Genomic DNA, 18,947 nt, shown 5'->3' on the forward strand with positions numbered 1-18,947 from the left:
CTTTATGACATTTGTTCATTTCCATTTACTAAATTATAATATATACCTTTTACATCCATTAATTTATCATGAGGTCCAAATTCCACAAGCTTTCCACGGTCCATTACCATTATTGCATCAGCATCCTTTATAGTTGATAATCTATGAGCAATAATAAATACAGTTCTTCCTTTACAAATACTAGATAAATTTTCTTGAATAATCTTTTCTGATTCATAATCAAGTGCAGATGTAGCCTCATCAAATATTAATATACTAGGATTTGTTAAAAGTGCTCTTGCAATTGCTATTCTTTGCTTTTGTCCTCCCGAAAGAGCAGTTCCTTTTTCTCCTACCTGTGCATCATATCCTTCTGGAAGTTCTAAAATAAAGTCATTTGCTCCTGCAACCTTAGCACAGTATACTATTTCTTCCATACTTGCTTCTGGTTTATGTATACATATATTTTCCTTTACACTTCCGTTAAATAAAAAGTTTTCTTGAAGTACAACTCCAATTTGCCTTCTAAGCCAGTGAGGATCTGTCATAGATATATCTACTCCATCAACCATTATTTTTCCTGACTCAGGTATATATAATCTTTGAATCAACTTTGACAATGTACTCTTACCTGAACCTGAACGACCTACTATTCCTATAGTCTTTCCTGGTGGAATCCTAAGAGAGAGCTTATTTATAGCCTCAGGTGTATTTTGTCTATATCTAAAAGTTACATCTTTAAATTCTACATGCCCTTGAATATTAGGTAATCTAATTTTACTTCCATCTGAATTAGGCTCAGGTACAGCATGGAATATATCTCCTAATCTCTCTATAGAAACACTAGCTTGTTGAAATTCCTGCCATAAATTTACTAATCTAAGTATTGGTCCACTCACTCTACCAGATAGCATTCTAAAGGCTATTAACTGACCTACTGTAATTTCTCCACTTATTACAAGATGAGTACCTACCCATAATATAACAATATCTGTAGCTCTTTGTACAAACTGCCCTATTGCTCCAGCAGTTCCTCCAATTATAGATGTTTTAAAAGATGCTCCTGTGTAATCTGCAATCTTATCCTCCCAACGTTTTTGAGTAAGAGGCTCTAGAGCAAATGATTTGATAGTTTGTACACCTGATACCGTCTCAACTAAAAAGTTTTGCATCTCTGCTCCAAATTCAAATTTTTCCTTTAATTGATTTTTAAATAATGGTGTTATAATTAATGAAATTATTGCAAAAATCGGTAATGATAATAATACAATATTTGTAAGCTTTGTACTGTACATATACATAACTACAACATATACAACAAGAAAAAGAACATCTAATATAGAAGATAATGGTGCTCCAGTTAGAAACTGTCTTATATTTTCAACCTCCCTAACACGTGCAATCGTGGCTCCTACTCTTCTTGTTTCAAAATATCTTAAAGGTAATCTGAATAAATGATTAAACAAACGAGAACTTAATATTACATCTATCTTATTCGTTGTATGGGTAAATACATAATTCTTAGCTAAACTCATAAACATTTCAAAGGTAATGATAATACAAAGACCAATCATTAAAACCTTTAGTGTTGTAAATGCTTTATGTACTAAAACCTTATCTATTATTACTTGAATAATTAGGGGTGATACTAGTCCAATAATTTGTATCGTAAATGCAGCAATTAAAACATTCATAAAAGATTTTTTATATTTTAATATAGATGGAATAAACCATTTAATACCAAACTTTATCTGTCTCATTCTAAAATCTTTATTTTTTACTAGAATAATTTTTCCTGTCCATATTTCTTCAAATTCTTCTTTTGTCATTTCTTGTGGTCCCTGCTTTAAAGGGTCTAATACAAGTACCTTTTCTTCATCAGCTTTTGCTAATACTATGAATCCTCCATCTTTCATTTCTATTAATGCTGGTAGTGGATACTGTATAACTTTTTCATATTTTTTATTTGTTACCTTTGCTTTTAATCCTACTTTTTTACAAATTCTAATGATGTCTTCTTCATTTACATCCTTTCCTTCTAATGCAAAGGTATGGTTTATCTGATCTTCATTTAAATTAACATGATTCATCTGACTAATTATAATTAAGCTTTGTGTTGATTTTTTTAATTCTTTTATTTTTGACTCCATGATTCCCTCCTTTATTTTTAACTTTATCAAGCTATTTTGAATAGTTGTAATTTTATAACAATTATTTTCAATAATTATACATTTTTTCTGTATTTTTCGCTATAATTTTACAGTATTTTTTAAAATTTGCTAATTTAAGTTAACTGTTTTCTATTTTTATTACATTTGAAATGTAACAAAGAAGAAATCTTTGTAATTTTTTGTAAATAATTGTACTAAAAAAGAGCCTTTAGACTTGATTCTAAAGGCTCTTTTCAGTACATTAAATCTCTAAATTCTTATTCTATTTTAATTTATTCTATATACACTATAACAACATTCTTATTTATATCTATTATCTATCAAATATCTGTATTTAAAACCTTAGATTTATAATAATTGTATTCATACCAATTATCATATGATTCTTTTAGATACCTTTTTTCGTCTTGTATATATTGCTTTATACGTTTTGAATCTAATTTAGATTCATTTTCCTTTATAGCATCTATAGCATCATACGAAAGATCTAGTATGTACCCTTTATCCAATTTACCAGTTTCATTATATCTTTTTATATTTTTATTTACTATTATCTTATCTAGATTAACGCAATTAACTACCATATAAATAACCATTATAGATACTATTGAAAATTTAAATACATCAAATTTCTTCTGCCAAATTTTTATCAATCCGTATATAAGAATTATTGATAATGTAAATAAAAATATATGAACATAAATTCTAAGTCTTGTAAACCCAAGTACTTTTTCATATATTGTTAATTTATAGTTTGATGAGAAAAGCATGTTTCCCGTGAAAACTAAAAGTATTGTATAGAATATATTTAAAGTTTTATTTATTTTATCAGAGGTTATTTTTACACTTTTCATACTAAATCCAAGTATTGAGAAGTTTATTAAAGCAACTGTTAAAAGTTCAAAAAATCCTTTTCTTGCATACTTTGAATAAGAAAATCCACTAGGAAGAACATGCTTATTTCCTCCATATAAATATGATGTTTGTATTATAGAGAATAACAGATATGTACAGCATAATACAAATAGTATAGTTAAAACCATAATAGGATTTATCACTTTATAATCCTTATCAATCTTACTATCCTTGTATTCATATTTAAGACTCCATATATATCCAAAGAAATACATTGAAAATATAGTTATTAATATAACATCCCAAATTATATCTCCAAAATTGATTTTTCTTAATATGAACTCATATAAATCTTTTATATTTCTTATATAATGATCAAACATCATATCAGCAGATGCTAAAAGCGCTACTATGATAGCTAAAAGTGGTATTGATATTATTACTCCTAGTAATATATTTTTTATATTATCATCTTTAGTCTTTAATTTATCAAAGTTCACAACTTGCTTTGAAAAAGAAAATATTTTTTCAATATTACTAAATGAAAAATTTAAAAGTCTTTTTCTAATATGAGTTATTATTCTAAGCTTCATATAATCTATATTCTGATATCTTATAGTTATAATATAAGCACTTATACTTATAGGAACTAAGAAGAAATTAAAAAATTTTATTAAACTATTATTGTAAATAGAAAAATTCAAACACATTACAAATATAAATAAGAGAATAAAGTTACTAAATTTATTCTTCAGATTAACCTTATCTTTAACTGAGTATACACAAGATAAAATGAATAAAGTTGCAAATATCATCTCAGATACTCCAATACCATTTCCATTATAAAAATATCTACATAAAATTCCTAATAAAATAGATAGTATTACAATTTTTAGTTTATGAGATAAGCTAATATTAGAATCTATTTCCTTCTCTATATTAATTTTCGTGTCTATAACGCTCTTATCATTTTTCATATATATATTCCCCCCTTTGATTTTAAGCAATATAATAATACCATATTATTTATACTTTTCCAATATCACCCCTTAACTTTATGAAGAAATACTTTTATATGAAAATAACTTATTTCATCTGGTAAATTTTCTTTTATAGTTTTTAAAGCATTGTATCCAACTTTATTTACTACTTCCTCTATTTGCTTTTCATATTCATCAGGTAGTAATTTATCCAAGTCAACTTCCATTCCTTCTATTGCACATCTAAACAAATGCTCTCTTACAGTTGACTCTACTAAATCTCTCTCTTTTGCTATATCCTCCACACTCTTTTTTTCATTATACAGATTAAGTGTTATTATATGACTTTTTACTTTTTCTTTTTTAGTCTCTTTTTTTATTTCTTTAGTTTCTATATTTTTATTTTTTCTGTATTCATTTATTTTTTCCATGAATAAATTCCCGTACTTTTCAAGCTTTGATTGCCCAACTCCTTTTATAGTCAAAAATTCTTCTTCACTTTGAGGCATATAAATACTCATTTCCTTAAGCGAAGCATCTGAAAAAACTATATACGGAGGAATACTTTCTCTTGTAGATATTTCTTTTCTAAGCTCTCTTAAAATATCAAATAGTTCATTGTCTGAGTTAGATATTTTCTTAACTTTCTTGTTTATCTTCATAAATACATTTTCATTTCCCTTTAAAACATCAACAGATTTTTTGTTCATTTTAACTAATGGATACTGTCCTTGGGACAGTACAAGATAATCATCTGCTATTAGCTTATTTATTATTTCTTGTATTTCCTTTACTGTATATTCCTTTACTATTCCATAAGTACTTAGTTTATCTAATCCAAAGTTTAATAATTTTTGATTTTTAGACCCTCTTAAAACCTGTGCAATAAGTATAGATCCAAATCTCTCCTTCATTCTGTATACACAAGAAATTATCTTTTGAGCTAGCACTGTTATATCTTCTTTTTCTTCATTATCATTGCATACACTACAATTTTTACATTTATCTTCTATATTTTCCTCACCAAAGTACTCTAGTATATATTTTCTCAAGCAATTTGATGTATGACAGTAATCTATCATATATTGAAGTCTTTTATACTCATATTCTTTTCTATCTATATTGTGTATAGTTTCTTCTATAAAAAACTTTTGAGTTTGAATATCTCGTGGATTGAATAAAAGTATACATTCACTCTTCTCTCCATCACGACCTGCACGTCCTGCCTCTTGATAATAGCTTTCCATATTCTTTGGCATATTATTATGTATTACATATCTAACATTAGACTTATCTATTCCCATACCAAATGCATTAGTTGCTACAATAACATTTATATTATCATACGAAAAATCATCCTGCATTTTAGTTCTTTGTTCATCTGTAAGACCTGCATGATATATACCAGCCTTATAATCTTTATCAATTAATAGTTCATATATAGATTCTGCTTCTTTTCTTGTAGATGTATATACTATCCCTGTCTGTTCTTCATTATTCTCAACAAAATCAGCTATGAATTTTTTAGTATTTTCTCCTCTTATAACAGAAAACGTAAGGTTTTCTCTATCAAATCCACTTATATACTCGTTTGGTTCTCTAAGCTTTAGTAATTTTTTTATATCGTCTTTAACTTCACTTGTAGCAGTTGCCGTAAAAGCACACACTATAGGTCTTTCATATAAATTCTCTATAGCTTGACTAATTCTAGTATAGCTTGGTCTAAAATCATGCCCCCATTGAGATACGCAGTGAGCCTCATCTATAGCTATTAAAGATATATTTGCATCATTTAAAAAATTTAAAAACTCCCTTGAATTAAGTCTCTCTGGTGCAACATAAATAAGCTTATATTCCTCGTCCTTTGCATCAAATAATCTCTCTGTTATCTCAATACTTGATAATGTACTATTTATATAAGTTGATTTTATACCTATTTCATTAAGGGAATCTACCTGGTCCTTCATAAGTGATATTAATGGAGATATAACTACTGTTACTCCTGATAGTGCCATTGCTGGAACCTGATAGCAAAGAGACTTCCCTGCACCCGTAGGCATTATAGCTATCGTATCATTTTTTTGAAGTATACTATTTATAACCTCTTCTTGTCCTTTTCTAAATCTATCGTATCCGAAATATTTCTTTAATATATCCTTTTGTATATCAATCATATATTTGCTCCTTTAAATTAAAAGTATTATATTTTATTATATACTAAATATTTATTTTTTAACAAATTCTTATAACGAAAATTATATTCTTCTTTAAGTTATGAATAAATATAATTTTCGTTATAAGTTTCAAAAAAGTTTACATATAAGATTCTTTTAAAAGAAGAACTTTTTTATTATTTAAAATCCTAATACTCATTTTGATATACTAAAAAAGAGCTGTGAAAAATTTTCACAGCTCTTTTTTATTTAGCTATAGCCTTATCATGTTGATTTGGAAATTTACTAGAATGCAGTGTCATGCCCTACATAACATGCTATCTGATTTTCTAAGAACAAATCTTGTATTTCTTCAAGCTTTTTAGGATCTGTCCCCTCTTCATCTTTATATTTATATTCTTTACCTAATTGTTTCCATTTAGATTCTCCAAGTCTATGAAATGGAAGTATATTTATTTCAAATAAATCATTTTCTTTCATAAACTGGGTAGTGTCAGTTATATTTTCATATGTGTCATTAAAGTCTCTTATAACAGGCATTCTAAGGATTAATCTTCCCTTCCAACCACTCTGCTTTAAAGCTCTAATGTTATTTAAAATGATATCATTATATACTCCAGTCTTTTGTTTATGCATATCTCTATTTATATGCTTTACGTCTATAAATGCAAAGTCTATATACTTCATAACTTCTAAAAATGTTTTATTATCTTTGTATGCAGTTGTTTCAATAGCAGTATGAAAATAATTTTGCTTACATTCTTTTAATAAATTTATCAAGAATTCACTTTGTAAAAGAGGCTCTCCTCCACTAAATGTAACTCCACCCTCAACACTCCATGAATTAGAATCTCTAGTCAATATTTTCATTATTTGATCAACACTATATTCTTTACCACAAACCTTAAGTGCATCATAATAGCATTTCAAGCTGCATTCAAATGTATCACAGTTTTTGCATATATCCCAATTTAATGTCGGCATATTATTAAATGTTAGACCTTTATAAGGACATGCATCTTTACAAATAGTACATCCCTTTTGATACTTACAGCTAGTTTCGCTAAACATTATATGAGGCTTTAAAGTCCAACTTTCAGGATTTGCACACCACTCACATCTTAAAGGACATCCATTCATAAAAACTGTAGTCCTACATCCCGGTCCGTCATGTACTGAAAAACTCTGTATATCAAATACTATTCCTTTGTCGATTTTTTCCATTTTAAATACCTCACTTTAATCCTTATCTATAGATAATGGAAGAAGCATTGCCACTATAGCAGATATTGCGAATGATGTCATGGCAAACTTTAGTGAATTATAATAACTTCCTGATATGTCATATAAATAAGCTCCCATAAAACTTCCAAGTGCAGGCCCTATACCCATGACTATAAGAGTTGATAGTCCCCATATCTTACCAAACGTCTTATTGCCATAAACAGATGCTGCATATCCTGCAACTCCACCAGGTTCTATAGCCCAGTATACAGCAAATACTATACAAGATACTATACTAAGAGTTACTGCACCTTTTCCTGTCATTAAAGCAATACAAGCTATAACTCCTGTTATAGGTGCAAATATTATCATATACTTCCTAGCTTTTGTCTCATGCTTTAACTTACCTACCATTTTATCTGCTACAACCCCCATTAAAGGCATTGTAAATATACCAGCTATTCCTATTGCAACATAAAGATTAGTAGCAGTAGATAAAGATAAATCACAATCTGCCATCCAATACTTTACAATCTGAGTCCAAACTAAAAATTCTGCAACCATACTAGTCAAGAATGCTATTATAGCACCCCATATAGGAAATGTAGAAAATGCCTGTTTTATACTCCATTCTCTATCATTTACATTGTTTTTCTTAGTTTTTAGTGTATCCATGCCAAAAGGCTCAAGTCCATAATATTTAGGATTTTTCTTTGCAACTAAAGTAGCTATTATTAAAGCTATTAATACTACAAGAGATAGTATCCTCATAGCAAATCTCCAGTCCATAGTTGCAAGAACTTGTTTTGCTCCAAGGCTTAGTACAACCTGTGCAACAGGTGCTCCCATAAAAGCTATCCCCCACATTGTTGCATATGCCTTTCCTACATACCATTTTCTAACGGATACTGTTGATGATACCCAAAGCATACCAGTTCCTATTCCTGCAAATACAGCATATGGAATCAAGTATGACATATATGTTTTAGAAAAGCTTGTTATTAAAAATCCTAAGGAACCACTTATAGCACCTAAAAAATACGCAGGCTTAGTTCCCCATTTATCTATTATCATTCCACTAAAGAATGCAGTTACTGCATAAACGCTCATCATAAGTGAATAACCTAGAGTTAGCTTTGACGCACTCCACCCAAGATCCTTTGCCATAGGACCTTGAAGAACAGAAAAGGTAGCTCTATAGCCAAACAAACAAAATACTGCAAGCCAAGAGGCAAGAACTACCATATAACCTAGGTGTTTTGCTTCCTTTTCACTTACTCTGCTCTCTAGCATTCACTATCAATCCTTCCACCTTATTCAATATATTATCTTTTGAATTCGTGTGAATTACAAGTTATAGCATTTAAATCTCCATATGTCCAGCTATCTTTATCAAGACCTACGCACATTCCTAATTCATCTTTATCCGAGTTTTTAAAGTTAGAACAATTTCTACATTTAGGACATAGCTCAAATGCTTCACATACATCAGAATCTATATTAATCATATTTCCTGTTACTCTGCAAATTCCCTTTGCAGCGTCCATAGGAGAAAAATTTAAACAATCATTGTGTTTTAACATAATCACTACACTCCTTCATATTCTGTTCTTGAAATAACTTCATCTTGAATAGGCTTACCTATTTCGCACCAGTATTGTGTAAATCCTGCAACTCTTACCATAAGATCTCTATAATTATCAGGATTCTTTTGTGCATCTCTTAATACCTTAGAATCAACTATATTGTATTGTATATGGAATCCTCCTTTTCTCATGTATGAGCGTGTTAAATCTAATAAATGCTTAGTTCCTTGTGCTCCTTTTAATGCACTTGGATGTATCTTCATATTCATTTGAGAATTTTGAGAATTTGAATGATCCCAAACTGTAGCTGATTCAAATAATGCATATGGTCCATTTTTATCAGTTCCAGGATAAGCTGACATTGAACCATCTGAATAAGTTGTTCCTGCAAGTCTTCCATCAGGTGTAGCAAGCGTTGCAGCTCCTTGTGCTCCGTGAGTTGAAACTGATATTTGGCAAGCATACATAGGCTTTGCATAAAGTGACATTGCAGTCTTTGACATTTCGCAGAACCAATCTTCATACTCCTTAAGGATAGTATCTGCATAAGGATTGTCATTACCGTACTTAGGAGCCATCAAGCATTCTCCATATATATCATCATATTTTCCACTATTATCTACTTTTTCTTGATCCACCATTGAGAAGTTTCTAGTTTCTAGAGCATTCTTAAATCCAAAGTTATTTATTATAGCATCCTTTAACTCTTCAATAGTAAACTTCTTATCATCATATACAACCTTTTTAATTCCAGCTAATGAATTTACCATAGTTACAGTTCCACAGCTTTCAACATTAAATGTAGCATTGTATCTATATCCCATATTACCTATATGCTGTCCTTTTGATAAGCAGTCTGGTTTTAAGAAAGAGTTTACAACAGACATATTTTGCTTACGCCATATATCATGCTGAACATTATTTGTTTTAGCTAAAACATCAACTGCTTTTTCATAATACATCTTAAATGTATCAACTAATTCTTCATAAGTTTCAAGCTTTCTATTATGAGGTTCAAACACCTTAATTCCAGTTCTATTATCTACTCCATTAGTAAGTACTAATTCTAATACCTTAGGATTTGCTATAAAGTGAACTCCAACACTTGTAGGCTGACCTGCTCCTCCAGGTATTTTATATTTCTTACCATTTAAATCAAGCTCTTTCCAACATCCTGGTGATGTTTCAAGGCATCCTCCTATTGCAAAAGATCTAGCTTCTTTAATAGTCATTCCTTCAGGAGAGTATTGATTCATCATAAATTCTATTCCACCTCTATTGTTCATCCAAGCTGGATATCCTGCACCAGTTTTATCGCATTCTACACACTTTAATAAGAACTTCTCTGGAAGCTTCTCATCGTAAAGAACTGATAAAGTAGGCTGAGGTGTTTCACATGTTATACCAGCTTCAACTATTAACATTTCTAAATCGTTAGTAGCAGACTGTCCATCATGAGTAAGTCCTCCAAGAGTTAAGTTGTTAAATGTATTTCCTGATAAAACTCCTCCAACAACTCCAGTTGATGCAAAGCAGTCTATACATGTAATTTTTATTCTATATAATTCTAGAAGCTCTAATACTTCTTCTTTAGTTATATTTCCTAATTCAATATCTTGTTCATACCAAGGATACAATACTTGACCAAGTCTTCCTATTGCTAATCCTGATATTGCATCTTCATTTAAAACTGCAATATGTAGGATATATGATAATTGAAGTGCTTCTCTGAATGTAGCTGGCTTTTTATGAGCTATATTTTCTAAGCAGTTAGCTATATCCATATACTCTTTTTTGTCTTCTTCATTTTTAGCAATCTTTTCAAGTCTTCTTGCATGCTTTGAGTAATTTAATATCCAAGTTTGAATACCTTCTATAATATGAATTACAGCTTCATAGAAATAAAGTCTGTCCATTCCTGTTACTCCATCTCCATCTGCATTTCCAGCAACTTCATCTTTACACTCTTTAGCCATCTCTATAAGTTTGTCAAATCCATACTGAAGAGGATAGTAATAGTTTATTACTTCTCTTCCTTGAGGTAGAGTAAATCCTGAGTCAAACATACAAACTAAGCTTCTCATTATATTCTCTTTTATTTCATAATCTGGAACCATTTTTTCATATTTATGTCCTAAGTCCTCAACAGATTTTCCTATCCATTCATTTGCAACCTTTAAAAGAACAGGTATTTCTTCTTTTCTCATTCCAAACTTACCTGCAATGGAAACTACATTACCAAAACTCTTTGTAACATTTCCTCCACCGTGTCCAAATTCACTTAACTCACCAGCACTTGCACTACCTGATTCAAGAGCAGCTTTATATAATTCACTCTCTTTTGCTACGAAGAAGCTTTCTGAAAGCCACGGCATAGGAAAAGAGCCTCTATAATTATAAGTTTTTTGCATAACAAGTTTTTCACCAGGAATGATATTTGGTGTAAGTCTTGAAAATGCCTCTTTTAAAGCAAGAGCTCTTCTAACTACTGTAATCTCACCTTCAAGTTCATTAAACTTACGATTATACCAATAAGGAAATTCCATATTAGCAGTTGATAATGTGTTATAAAATATATCCCTTAACCTCTTTGCTCTTGGAGTTGGTTCTTTTTTTACCTCTCTATCAACCATCTCCTCAGGAGCTTTTCCTCCATACTGATAATTAATTGACAGTCCTTTAGATGCCAAAATATCAGCAAGTTTCATTTTTTTATTATCATCCATCCAATTTACCTCCCTTGTAAACTTACTTGCCCTATAAATATATATGACTTTTGTTCTTGATTAATGAGTTAATAATCAATTTTAATACACCTTATTTTACCATTATTCTACATAAAAGTATATCTTTAAAAAATTTGTTAGATGAATTATATATTTTATTTATATTTATGTCTGATTATCATTTTTCTTGTTTTCTAATTATTATATTTAGAAACTAAAAAAACCTGATTATATCAAGTTTTAATTGTTATGTTTCATATAGTGTAAATAATATCTACTGAAGGGTTTAACAATAAGATCAAGTTTCTTAAGTTAACATTTTTTAGCATTAGAAACTTCCATAGAATCAAAAGTGAATTAGCTAGGTTTACTGTGAACTATTTTTTGATATACCCAATCATTTGAATTTCAATATCTGCACCGATTAGATTTCTTCTTAGCTACATGTAGCTAACTACTTCAACACCTTCTTGTTCAATAATATTTTTAAGATGAAACAATTTATCACCCGTAGGTCTTTTGAAATCTTCTGAAGGCTTTTTTATATTAAGTTCTTCATACTTATATGTTCCAAATTCATGATATGGCAACAGTTCGATTTTAGGATGAGGTATATACTTTTTTACAAAAGCTGCTGTTTTCTGAATATTCTCATCAGTCGTATTTACCCCTTCTATCACTGGTATACGAATCACTACGGGGTACGAAAGTGCAGCCATTTTTTTGATATTGTCTAAAATAATCTTATTGTTTTTTTCTGTGAATCCAGTATGTTTAATATCATCAATCACTTTAATATCCACAAAAATCTTATGCATTCTTTCAAGTATTGGCTTAACCTTATTAAACTCAAAATAGCCACATGTCTCGATCGCCAAGTCAAAACCATCATTATATAGTTTTCGTGATAGTGTATCTAAAAACTCTAATTGAACGGTAGGTTCGCCTCCTGAGAATGTAATTCCACCATTTGAAAATCTGTAGAAAACTCTTTGCCTATCGATAAGATTCAGAATAGCCTCAATTGTATATTCACTAATGAAGCTATTTGGTCCATTCGAGGCAAATGATTCAGGATTGGCACACCACTTGCATCTTAGAGGGCAACCAGACAAGAAAAGTACTGTTCGAATACCGTCCCCATCATTCACAGAATAATTTTGTGGCTGCATCATAAAGCCAGATTGATTCTTTGTAAAACTAGAAGCTGCCATGAGCAGTTCTTTCAATAATTGCATCCTGCATTTGTCGGGACAGGTTGACGAACTGAGTGCTATAACCAGCTACACGAACAAGTAAATCTTTATAATCCTCAGGTTTTTCTTGTGCTTTTCTAAGAACTTCAGTTGATATTGTATTAAACTGAACATGGAACGCACCAAGTGCAAAGAATGACTGCACCATGCACCCTAAGTTACTTTGACCTCGCTTGGTCGCTACCATATCTTCGTTAACACGTAGGTTTAGTAAAGTTCCTCCAGAGTGAACATCTTGATTTAATTTTGCTGCAGAACGCATTGCAGCTAGAGGTGTTGATGTATCTGATCCTGCAAATGGTGAAACACCTTCTGATAGTGGCATTCTGGCTTTTCTACCACAAGGTGTTGCTCCCACAACTTTTCCTGTTGGAAGATAGTTAGATATTCCCATAAATGCAGTAAGGAAAGGACTACCATTGATGTCTAAATAGCTGTGTACCTTTTGATAATAGTGGTTCGCTATTTTTATTGCAATATCATCAACATAATCAATATCGTTCCCATACTTAGGAATTGAAAGTGCTTGTTCTCTTAATTCATCATAACCTTCCCAGTTTACATCTAGTGCGTATAACAATTCAGAAAGAGATACAACTTCATCCTCAAAGACTAATTTCTTAATTGCAGCAAGTGAATTGGCTGTTACTGCTAAACCTATCCCTGTCAGCACTGGCCCTATATTATATTTAGCTCCAGCATCAACTAAATCTTTTCCATTTTTCATACAATCCTCAATACAAGAAGATAGGAATGGTCTAGGCACCATTTCTTTATGAAGTTTTTGAGCTAGAACCGTAGCAATTACAGACTGTTCAATGAAATAGTCAAACTGCTTGTAGAAAGCTTCTTCAACTTCTTCATAAGATTTGAATAATTTTGCATCCTTTTCAGCTATACTGACTTGTTCGCCAGTTAAACGACTGCATCCTCCATTAAGTGCAAACTCAAGGGCAGCCGTGAAATTCACGTTTGCAGCCGATGTCCATTCGCTAGTTTTCCTAAAATGAGGTACTACACATCCACAATTATTCCAGTCTCTAGCATCTTCTGGCTCATACCCTGAATTAATAAGCATCTGATAACCTGCAGAATCATTATGAATGGCTGGAAAACCTGTCCCTTTGCTAACTAAATGCGTTATGGCATTCACAAATTCCGTGGGTGCATCTTGATGAAGACGGACACTTAATCCTGGCTGATGTGTTTTTACTCTTTCAGTTGCTTTTAAGCACATGTATGATAATGGATTTGTACCATCCTTGCCATCTCTTCTTTTACCACCAACAGTAAGATTCTGAAACTGGTTGTAACCAGCAAAGAACTCTGCTGTATTGGCTGAAATCGTCCATACCCATTCTGAGTACTTAATCCAAAGACAATCTATTAGCTCTTGAACTTTCTTATCAGTGGTTTCGCCTTTTTCTATATCAGTTTTATAAAATGGATACATGTATTGATCAAATCGACCTGGATTTAACGCAAGTGGGTTTTCAGAAAGTATTCCACCGACTTGAGTGAACCAAACAAACTGAATAGCCTCATAAAACGTTTCAGGAGGTTTAGCTGGAACCTTAGAGCAAATACGTCCGATCTCATAAAGCTCTGATTTTCGTTTTGAATCCTGTTCATCCTCAGCTAACATAATTGCTTTTTTAGAATAGCGCATAGCAAGAGTAATAATCCCTTGAGAAGTTAGTATAATTGATTCATAAAACTCTCTCTTCTTCAAATCTTCAATTGATGTCATACCTACTGACTTCATTTTTTCCTTAGCATCATCAATAATTCCTTGAAATCCTTTTTTAAACAAAACATCTTCATAATCTGGTGTTATTTCACCTACTGCTTGACGCCATTTAGAGTCATTATCAACGAAACCAGTATCAACTACAAGTTTTGCTGTCTCAGAAGGTAATTGTGCTAAAAAGGCTTCCTCGAGAGATTTACCTTCCCAATATGGGAAAATTTCATTTCTAACAAATTCTCTTTGTTCTTCATTCATCTCATAAGGATCTTGAACACGTTTATCAAAATTGTCCATTTCCTTATCAACCCAAGTCCAAGAAAATTCAGGTGTTAGAATTCCACATTTTCGAAACTCACCCGTGGCACCAACAATAAGCTCATCGTCAAAAATTGTCACTACCAGTTCTTCACATGTTTTCTTAAAGGCTTTCGCTCTTCTAATAGGAACAGCTTCACTTTCCGATGACTTATGCGATTCAGTCCAAATTCTGGCTCTTTCATAAGAAATCGCTGGTTTAGAATTAATATAGTTTTCTTTAGCATTTTGAATTCTTTTTGTAAGCATAAAATTCATCCTTTCTCATATCAAACTTTAGTTGTTATATTGAATTTTTATATTTTATAACATACACACGTGTTATAAATTAACCAGAACCAATGGTTCCGGCTAGTTTAATATTTTACAATACTCTGGAAAATCACTTCATCCTCAAACGGATTGCTGTAACTGTGTTCCAAACTAGAATTGAACTTTAATGCTGAAGGTGCTGTCATATCATAAACTTGCCCATCTACTGTCAATCTGAGCACGCCTTTTGTCACAACAATATGTTCCTCTGTTGATTTCAAATGTGGTGTCGATACGTGATGTCCTCCCTGATAAATAGTAATATAAAAATACTCAAATCCCGTCATTGGGTTATAAGGGAAAACATCATGAAGGACCATTTTTCCATCCGATTCATAGACAGGCTCAATATTGCATATATCAATAACATCATGATTCTCATCGCCTGACCCTAATAACTCAGAAAACGAAACTTTAAGCCCTGTTGCAATCTTCCATAAAACTGAAATTGTTGGGTTAGATTTACCTCTTTCAATCTGACCAAGCATTGCTTTACTAACTCCAGTTAGCGTAGATGTTTCTTCAAGAGTCAAGCTTCTTTCAACCCTTACTTGCTTCAGAACAGAACCAATACTTTGTGTAGGATCCATCAATTCTCCTCTCTTCCCTTAATATCATAGAACTTGAAATAATTAAATATGCTATAACATATTTTAACCAATTATAACATACGATAACATTTTCAGCAAATATTTATTCATATTTAGAATTATAAAATCGCGAAATTGCTATGCAAAATCACGCCAATTAATAAGCCTCAGATTTATTGACTTCAGTTTCTAGGACAGGTAATAATATTTTAAAAAACCTCCACCATATTAAATCAGGTGGAGGTTTAACTCTATAAATTAATCTCGATTTATGTGAGATTTAGAGTTATGTTTCATATAGTGTTTAAATATTTATATTAACTAGTATTCAACACTTAATAAACAAAGTGCTCCTGCACTAGCTTTATGACCTACATCATCCATATCTTTAGATTTAAAAGCTTTCTCAATCATATTCATAGGTAATTGACCAAGACCCACTTGAATTAGCGTACCAACTATTACTCTTTCCATATTTAATAAAAATCCATTTGCTGTCATAGTAATAATAATTTCATTTCTAGTTTCTCTTACATCAAGAGACACTATTTTTTTAATTGATTTTCTTGTTTTCTTATTAGTAGTAAAAGCTAAGAAATCATGTTCCCCTACAAGGTAATTTGCAGCTTTTTTAATTTTATCTACATCTACTATTTGATTCATTAAGTTAACATATTGTCTCTCAAACAAAGGACGATTAGGAGCATCTTTTTTCCATAAACGATACTCATAAGTCAAGCTTTTCATTAAGTATCTACTATGAAATCTTTCATCCGCAGTTTCTACCGATAATATAATAATATCATCAGTTAAATATTTTTCGAAATAATCAAAGATTTCTTTTTCCTCTAAACGACTATTTGGTGCTATAAAATTGACAATTTGTCCTTTAGCATGTACTCCAGCATAAGTATTAACTGCACTAATAACCTCTACTTCTTCTTCATAAAGCTTTGATAATATTAATTCTAATTTACCTTGAATACTCTTTTCTAGTTTACCTTTTGATTTATTATACCCCGTATACTTTCTACCATCATAAGCTATCATCATCTTATAGTTTTGCATTTAAATCCTCCTTTTTCTAAATGTCAATCAATACATTCTATCTTGAATACTCCCACCACTTAGGCACTAAAAAAACGTGCCTTGAAGTGGGGGATTCTAAGGAAGTTTACTAATTATTTTTCAACCTAAAAATTAGGAAGTCTTATTCCTTATGGTTAATCCAAGATAACCGTATACTATTGGTTAAAAACCTTTAGCTTACATTTATTCTTTTAGGGCTAAGATATTCTTTGTATTGTAAATCAATTTTAGTTATATTGCTTTTTCTTAATATATTTAAAGCACCATTAACATCAGCATTTATTATAATATTTGTATTTGATTTATATAATCCACGTTTCACACGTTTACCACTAAAAGTATAAGCTTTATTATCAAAAGCTTTATATGTTGGTATACTATCATTTGCTAGAAAGTCAGCTTTGGAAGTATAGCTTTCTTCCTGCTCTACAAATGATATATTATGTCTTTTGCATTGATAATTGAGTTTATCTCTTAATTGCCCTATTGGTAAGTTAACAAAGTTTTGATTATTAGATTTACCTATATTAGAATCTTGCTGAATAGTAGGATTATAGCCTATAATAAGAGTTCCTATATCATTGTTAATACAATAGTCTATAATGATTTTAGCAGATTTATTAAGATAATCATTTACTTTATTGTTACGTTTATTCCAAAGTTGTTTTTGTCTATTAGTAGTTGTTTTAATTTTTTGCTTATCTTTTATACTTTGTAACTTTGAATTAACCTTATTGGCATGAGCATTAATACTTTTAAGTTTTTTACCATCAATAATAAAAGATTTTCCACTATTAGTAACGCAAGTAGCGAGATTATCTATACCAATATCTATTGCAAGTGAATTATTTTTATTGTAAGTTTCCTTTGATTCTTCAATTTCATAAATGTATTGAATTTCAAAGAACCTTGCATTTGATTTAGGTAGTATTCTTATTTCTTTAATCTTTTTATCTATAAGATTTGAAGGGTATTTAACTTTAACTTTACCATATAATCGTCTGAATGATGTACTCATTGGTATAGTAAAATAACCATCTTTTAAGCTAAATTCAGCAAATATAAGATTAAAAAAACTATCTCTTTTAAGGTATTTAGGTAGTTTAATATCTGAATATTGATAACTTCCTTTTTTGGCTAATTCAATTAAAGCAAAAAATGATTTAAAGTTTCTATCAACAACTTTCATTGTTTGTTGTGCTGAATTACTATTTAAAAGAGCATAATTTTCATTGTCTTTACAAAGTTTGTAATTACTTTCATAAGATAAATATTTTTTTTCAGTAAAAAAGTATTGTCTTACATTGTATAAAGCAACATTATATATATTTTTTGATAAAAAACATAATTCTTTTATAACTTTGTATTCATCAGCAGATAAATTTTTAAGTTGTTGTTTTTGGATACCAAACAATATGTTTTTAGTTTTGCCTTTAGCCATACTATTCCCTCCTTTCTTAATTATTTATAGTATAATTATATAATAAAATTGAGAATTTGCAAATGGTTTCTTTTGAAAGTGGCTAGTTTTAAAAGAAAAGGTCAAAGGCAACGATTCACCTCCACCTTAACTGCGTTTGAAGGTGGAGTCCTCTCGCCGAATAAAGATAGATTTATATATAATAATGCCTAACCACACCCTATTTGGAAAATAAAAATAGATATATGACTAAAAAAAGAAAGACCTTTTTGTATTCCTTCCTTAATTCCTTTATTTTTAGCTTTATTAAGTGCACTTATCTTATCCTTTAATATTTTAGATCTCATCTCATATATCATTCTCTGCTCATCATCATTACTAAGTCTTTCAAGCTCGTCCTTTGCTTCTTTTATCTCTTCTATACTCATTTCTAATTCTCTAACCTTCTTATCATCAAAAGCACCTCATATATCTCTATAAATCAATATATTTTATACTAACTCTACACCATTTTTCAGAT

The 18,947-nt window shown here is 30.5% G+C and carries 13 protein-coding genes; all 13 read right to left on the reverse strand.

Going from position 1 to position 18,947, the window contains the following annotated elements; genetic code table 11:
- Nucleotides 1-2 precede the first annotated feature (2 nt).
- The 13 genes from N4A48_RS00800 to N4A48_RS00860 all read right to left on the reverse strand — a co-directional run bounded on the left by N4A48_RS00800 (nt 3) and on the right by N4A48_RS00860 (nt 18,855).
- Nucleotides 3-2,129, reverse strand: coding sequence for a peptidase domain-containing ABC transporter (locus tag N4A48_RS00800; protein ID WP_293663772.1), 2,127 nt, complete (start codon nt 2,127-2,129; stop codon nt 3-5).
- A 341-nt stretch (nt 2,130-2,470) separates the two neighbouring features.
- The gene (locus tag N4A48_RS00805; RefSeq protein ID WP_293663773.1) at nt 2,471-3,982 is read right to left on the reverse strand and encodes a DUF4153 domain-containing protein; all 1,512 of its coding nucleotides are present in this window, start codon (nt 3,980-3,982) and stop codon (nt 2,471-2,473) included.
- 65 nt (nt 3,983-4,047) lie between these two features.
- Nucleotides 4,048-6,159, reverse strand: coding sequence for a DNA helicase RecQ (recQ, locus tag N4A48_RS00810; RefSeq protein WP_293663774.1), 2,112 nt, complete (start codon nt 6,157-6,159; stop codon nt 4,048-4,050).
- A 285-nt stretch (nt 6,160-6,444) separates the two neighbouring features.
- The gene (hpdA, locus tag N4A48_RS00815) at nt 6,445-7,383 is read right to left on the reverse strand and encodes a 4-hydroxyphenylacetate decarboxylase activase (protein WP_293663775.1); all 939 of its coding nucleotides are present in this window, start codon (nt 7,381-7,383) and stop codon (nt 6,445-6,447) included.
- Nucleotides 7,384-7,398: 15 nt separating this feature from the next.
- Nucleotides 7,399-8,676 (reverse strand): MFS transporter, encoded by a 1,278-nt coding sequence (locus N4A48_RS00820; protein ID WP_293663776.1) that lies wholly within the window; start codon nt 8,674-8,676, stop codon nt 7,399-7,401.
- Nucleotides 8,677-8,708: 32 nt separating this feature from the next.
- Nucleotides 8,709-8,966, reverse strand: a complete 258-nt coding sequence (gene hpdC / locus N4A48_RS00825) for a 4-hydroxyphenylacetate decarboxylase small subunit (protein WP_293663777.1) — start codon at nt 8,964-8,966, stop codon at nt 8,709-8,711.
- Between the two features lie 5 nt (nt 8,967-8,971).
- Nucleotides 8,972-11,695 (reverse strand): 4-hydroxyphenylacetate decarboxylase large subunit, encoded by a 2,724-nt coding sequence (hpdB, locus tag N4A48_RS00830; protein ID WP_293663778.1) that lies wholly within the window; start codon nt 11,693-11,695, stop codon nt 8,972-8,974.
- A gap of 440 nt (nt 11,696-12,135) precedes the next feature.
- Complete coding sequence (locus tag N4A48_RS00835) at nt 12,136-12,933, reverse strand: radical SAM protein (RefSeq protein WP_330665019.1); 798 nt, start codon at nt 12,931-12,933, stop codon at nt 12,136-12,138.
- A complete protein-coding gene (locus N4A48_RS00840) occupies nt 12,896-15,265 on the reverse strand; it encodes a glycyl radical protein (protein ID WP_293663779.1) in 2,370 nt (789 codons plus the stop codon). Before N4A48_RS00840 ends, N4A48_RS00835 begins: the two co-directional genes overlap by 38 nt.
- A gap of 107 nt (nt 15,266-15,372) precedes the next feature.
- A complete protein-coding gene (locus N4A48_RS00845) occupies nt 15,373-15,918 on the reverse strand; it encodes a helix-turn-helix domain-containing protein (RefSeq protein WP_293663780.1) in 546 nt (181 codons plus the stop codon).
- A 321-nt stretch (nt 15,919-16,239) separates the two neighbouring features.
- Nucleotides 16,240-16,986, reverse strand: coding sequence for a tRNA pseudouridine(38-40) synthase TruA (gene truA / locus N4A48_RS00850; protein ID WP_293663781.1), 747 nt, complete (start codon nt 16,984-16,986; stop codon nt 16,240-16,242).
- 193 nt (nt 16,987-17,179) lie between these two features.
- Complete coding sequence (locus N4A48_RS00855; protein WP_293663782.1) at nt 17,180-18,448, reverse strand: RNA-guided endonuclease InsQ/TnpB family protein; 1,269 nt, start codon at nt 18,446-18,448, stop codon at nt 17,180-17,182.
- Between the two features lie 188 nt (nt 18,449-18,636).
- Nucleotides 18,637-18,855, reverse strand: a complete 219-nt coding sequence (locus tag N4A48_RS00860) for a hypothetical protein (protein ID WP_293663783.1) — start codon at nt 18,853-18,855, stop codon at nt 18,637-18,639.
- Between the last annotated feature and the right edge of the window lie 92 nt (nt 18,856-18,947).

The sequence above is a fragment of the Tepidibacter sp. genome, from assembly GCF_025210165.1.
Classification (GTDB): domain Bacteria; phylum Bacillota; class Clostridia; order Peptostreptococcales; family Peptostreptococcaceae; genus Tepidibacter_A.

What these genes read in the sequence shown, in the direction of transcription:
- recQ (WP_293663774.1), bottom strand. Translation starts at nt 6,159, where the DNA reads ATGATTGATATACAAAAGGATATATTAAAGAAATATTTCGGATACGAT.
- truA (WP_293663781.1), bottom strand. Translation starts at nt 16,986, where the DNA reads ATGCAAAACTATAAGATGATGATAGCTTATGATGGTAGAAAGTATACG.
- N4A48_RS00840 (WP_293663779.1), bottom strand. Translation starts at nt 15,265, where the DNA reads ATGCTTACAAAAAGAATTCAAAATGCTAAAGAAAACTATATTAATTCT.
- N4A48_RS00845 (WP_293663780.1), bottom strand. Translation starts at nt 15,918, where the DNA reads ATGGATCCTACACAAAGTATTGGTTCTGTTCTGAAGCAAGTAAGGGTT.
- hpdC (WP_293663777.1), bottom strand. Translation starts at nt 8,966, where the DNA reads ATGTTAAAACACAATGATTGTTTAAATTTTTCTCCTATGGACGCTGCA.
- hpdB (WP_293663778.1), bottom strand. Translation starts at nt 11,695, where the DNA reads ATGGATGATAATAAAAAAATGAAACTTGCTGATATTTTGGCATCTAAA.
- N4A48_RS00855 (WP_293663782.1), bottom strand. Translation starts at nt 18,448, where the DNA reads ATGGCTAAAGGCAAAACTAAAAACATATTGTTTGGTATCCAAAAACAA.
- N4A48_RS00835 (WP_330665019.1), bottom strand. Translation starts at nt 12,933, where the DNA reads ATGCAATTATTGAAAGAACTGCTCATGGCAGCTTCTAGTTTTACAAAG.
- N4A48_RS00820 (WP_293663776.1), bottom strand. Translation starts at nt 8,676, where the DNA reads ATGCTAGAGAGCAGAGTAAGTGAAAAGGAAGCAAAACACCTAGGTTAT.
- N4A48_RS00805 (WP_293663773.1), bottom strand. Translation starts at nt 3,982, where the DNA reads ATGAAAAATGATAAGAGCGTTATAGACACGAAAATTAATATAGAGAAG.
- hpdA (WP_293663775.1), bottom strand. Translation starts at nt 7,383, where the DNA reads ATGGAAAAAATCGACAAAGGAATAGTATTTGATATACAGAGTTTTTCA.
- N4A48_RS00860 (WP_293663783.1), bottom strand. Translation starts at nt 18,855, where the DNA reads ATGAGTATAGAAGAGATAAAAGAAGCAAAGGACGAGCTTGAAAGACTT.
- N4A48_RS00800 (WP_293663772.1), bottom strand. Translation starts at nt 2,129, where the DNA reads ATGGAGTCAAAAATAAAAGAATTAAAAAAATCAACACAAAGCTTAATT.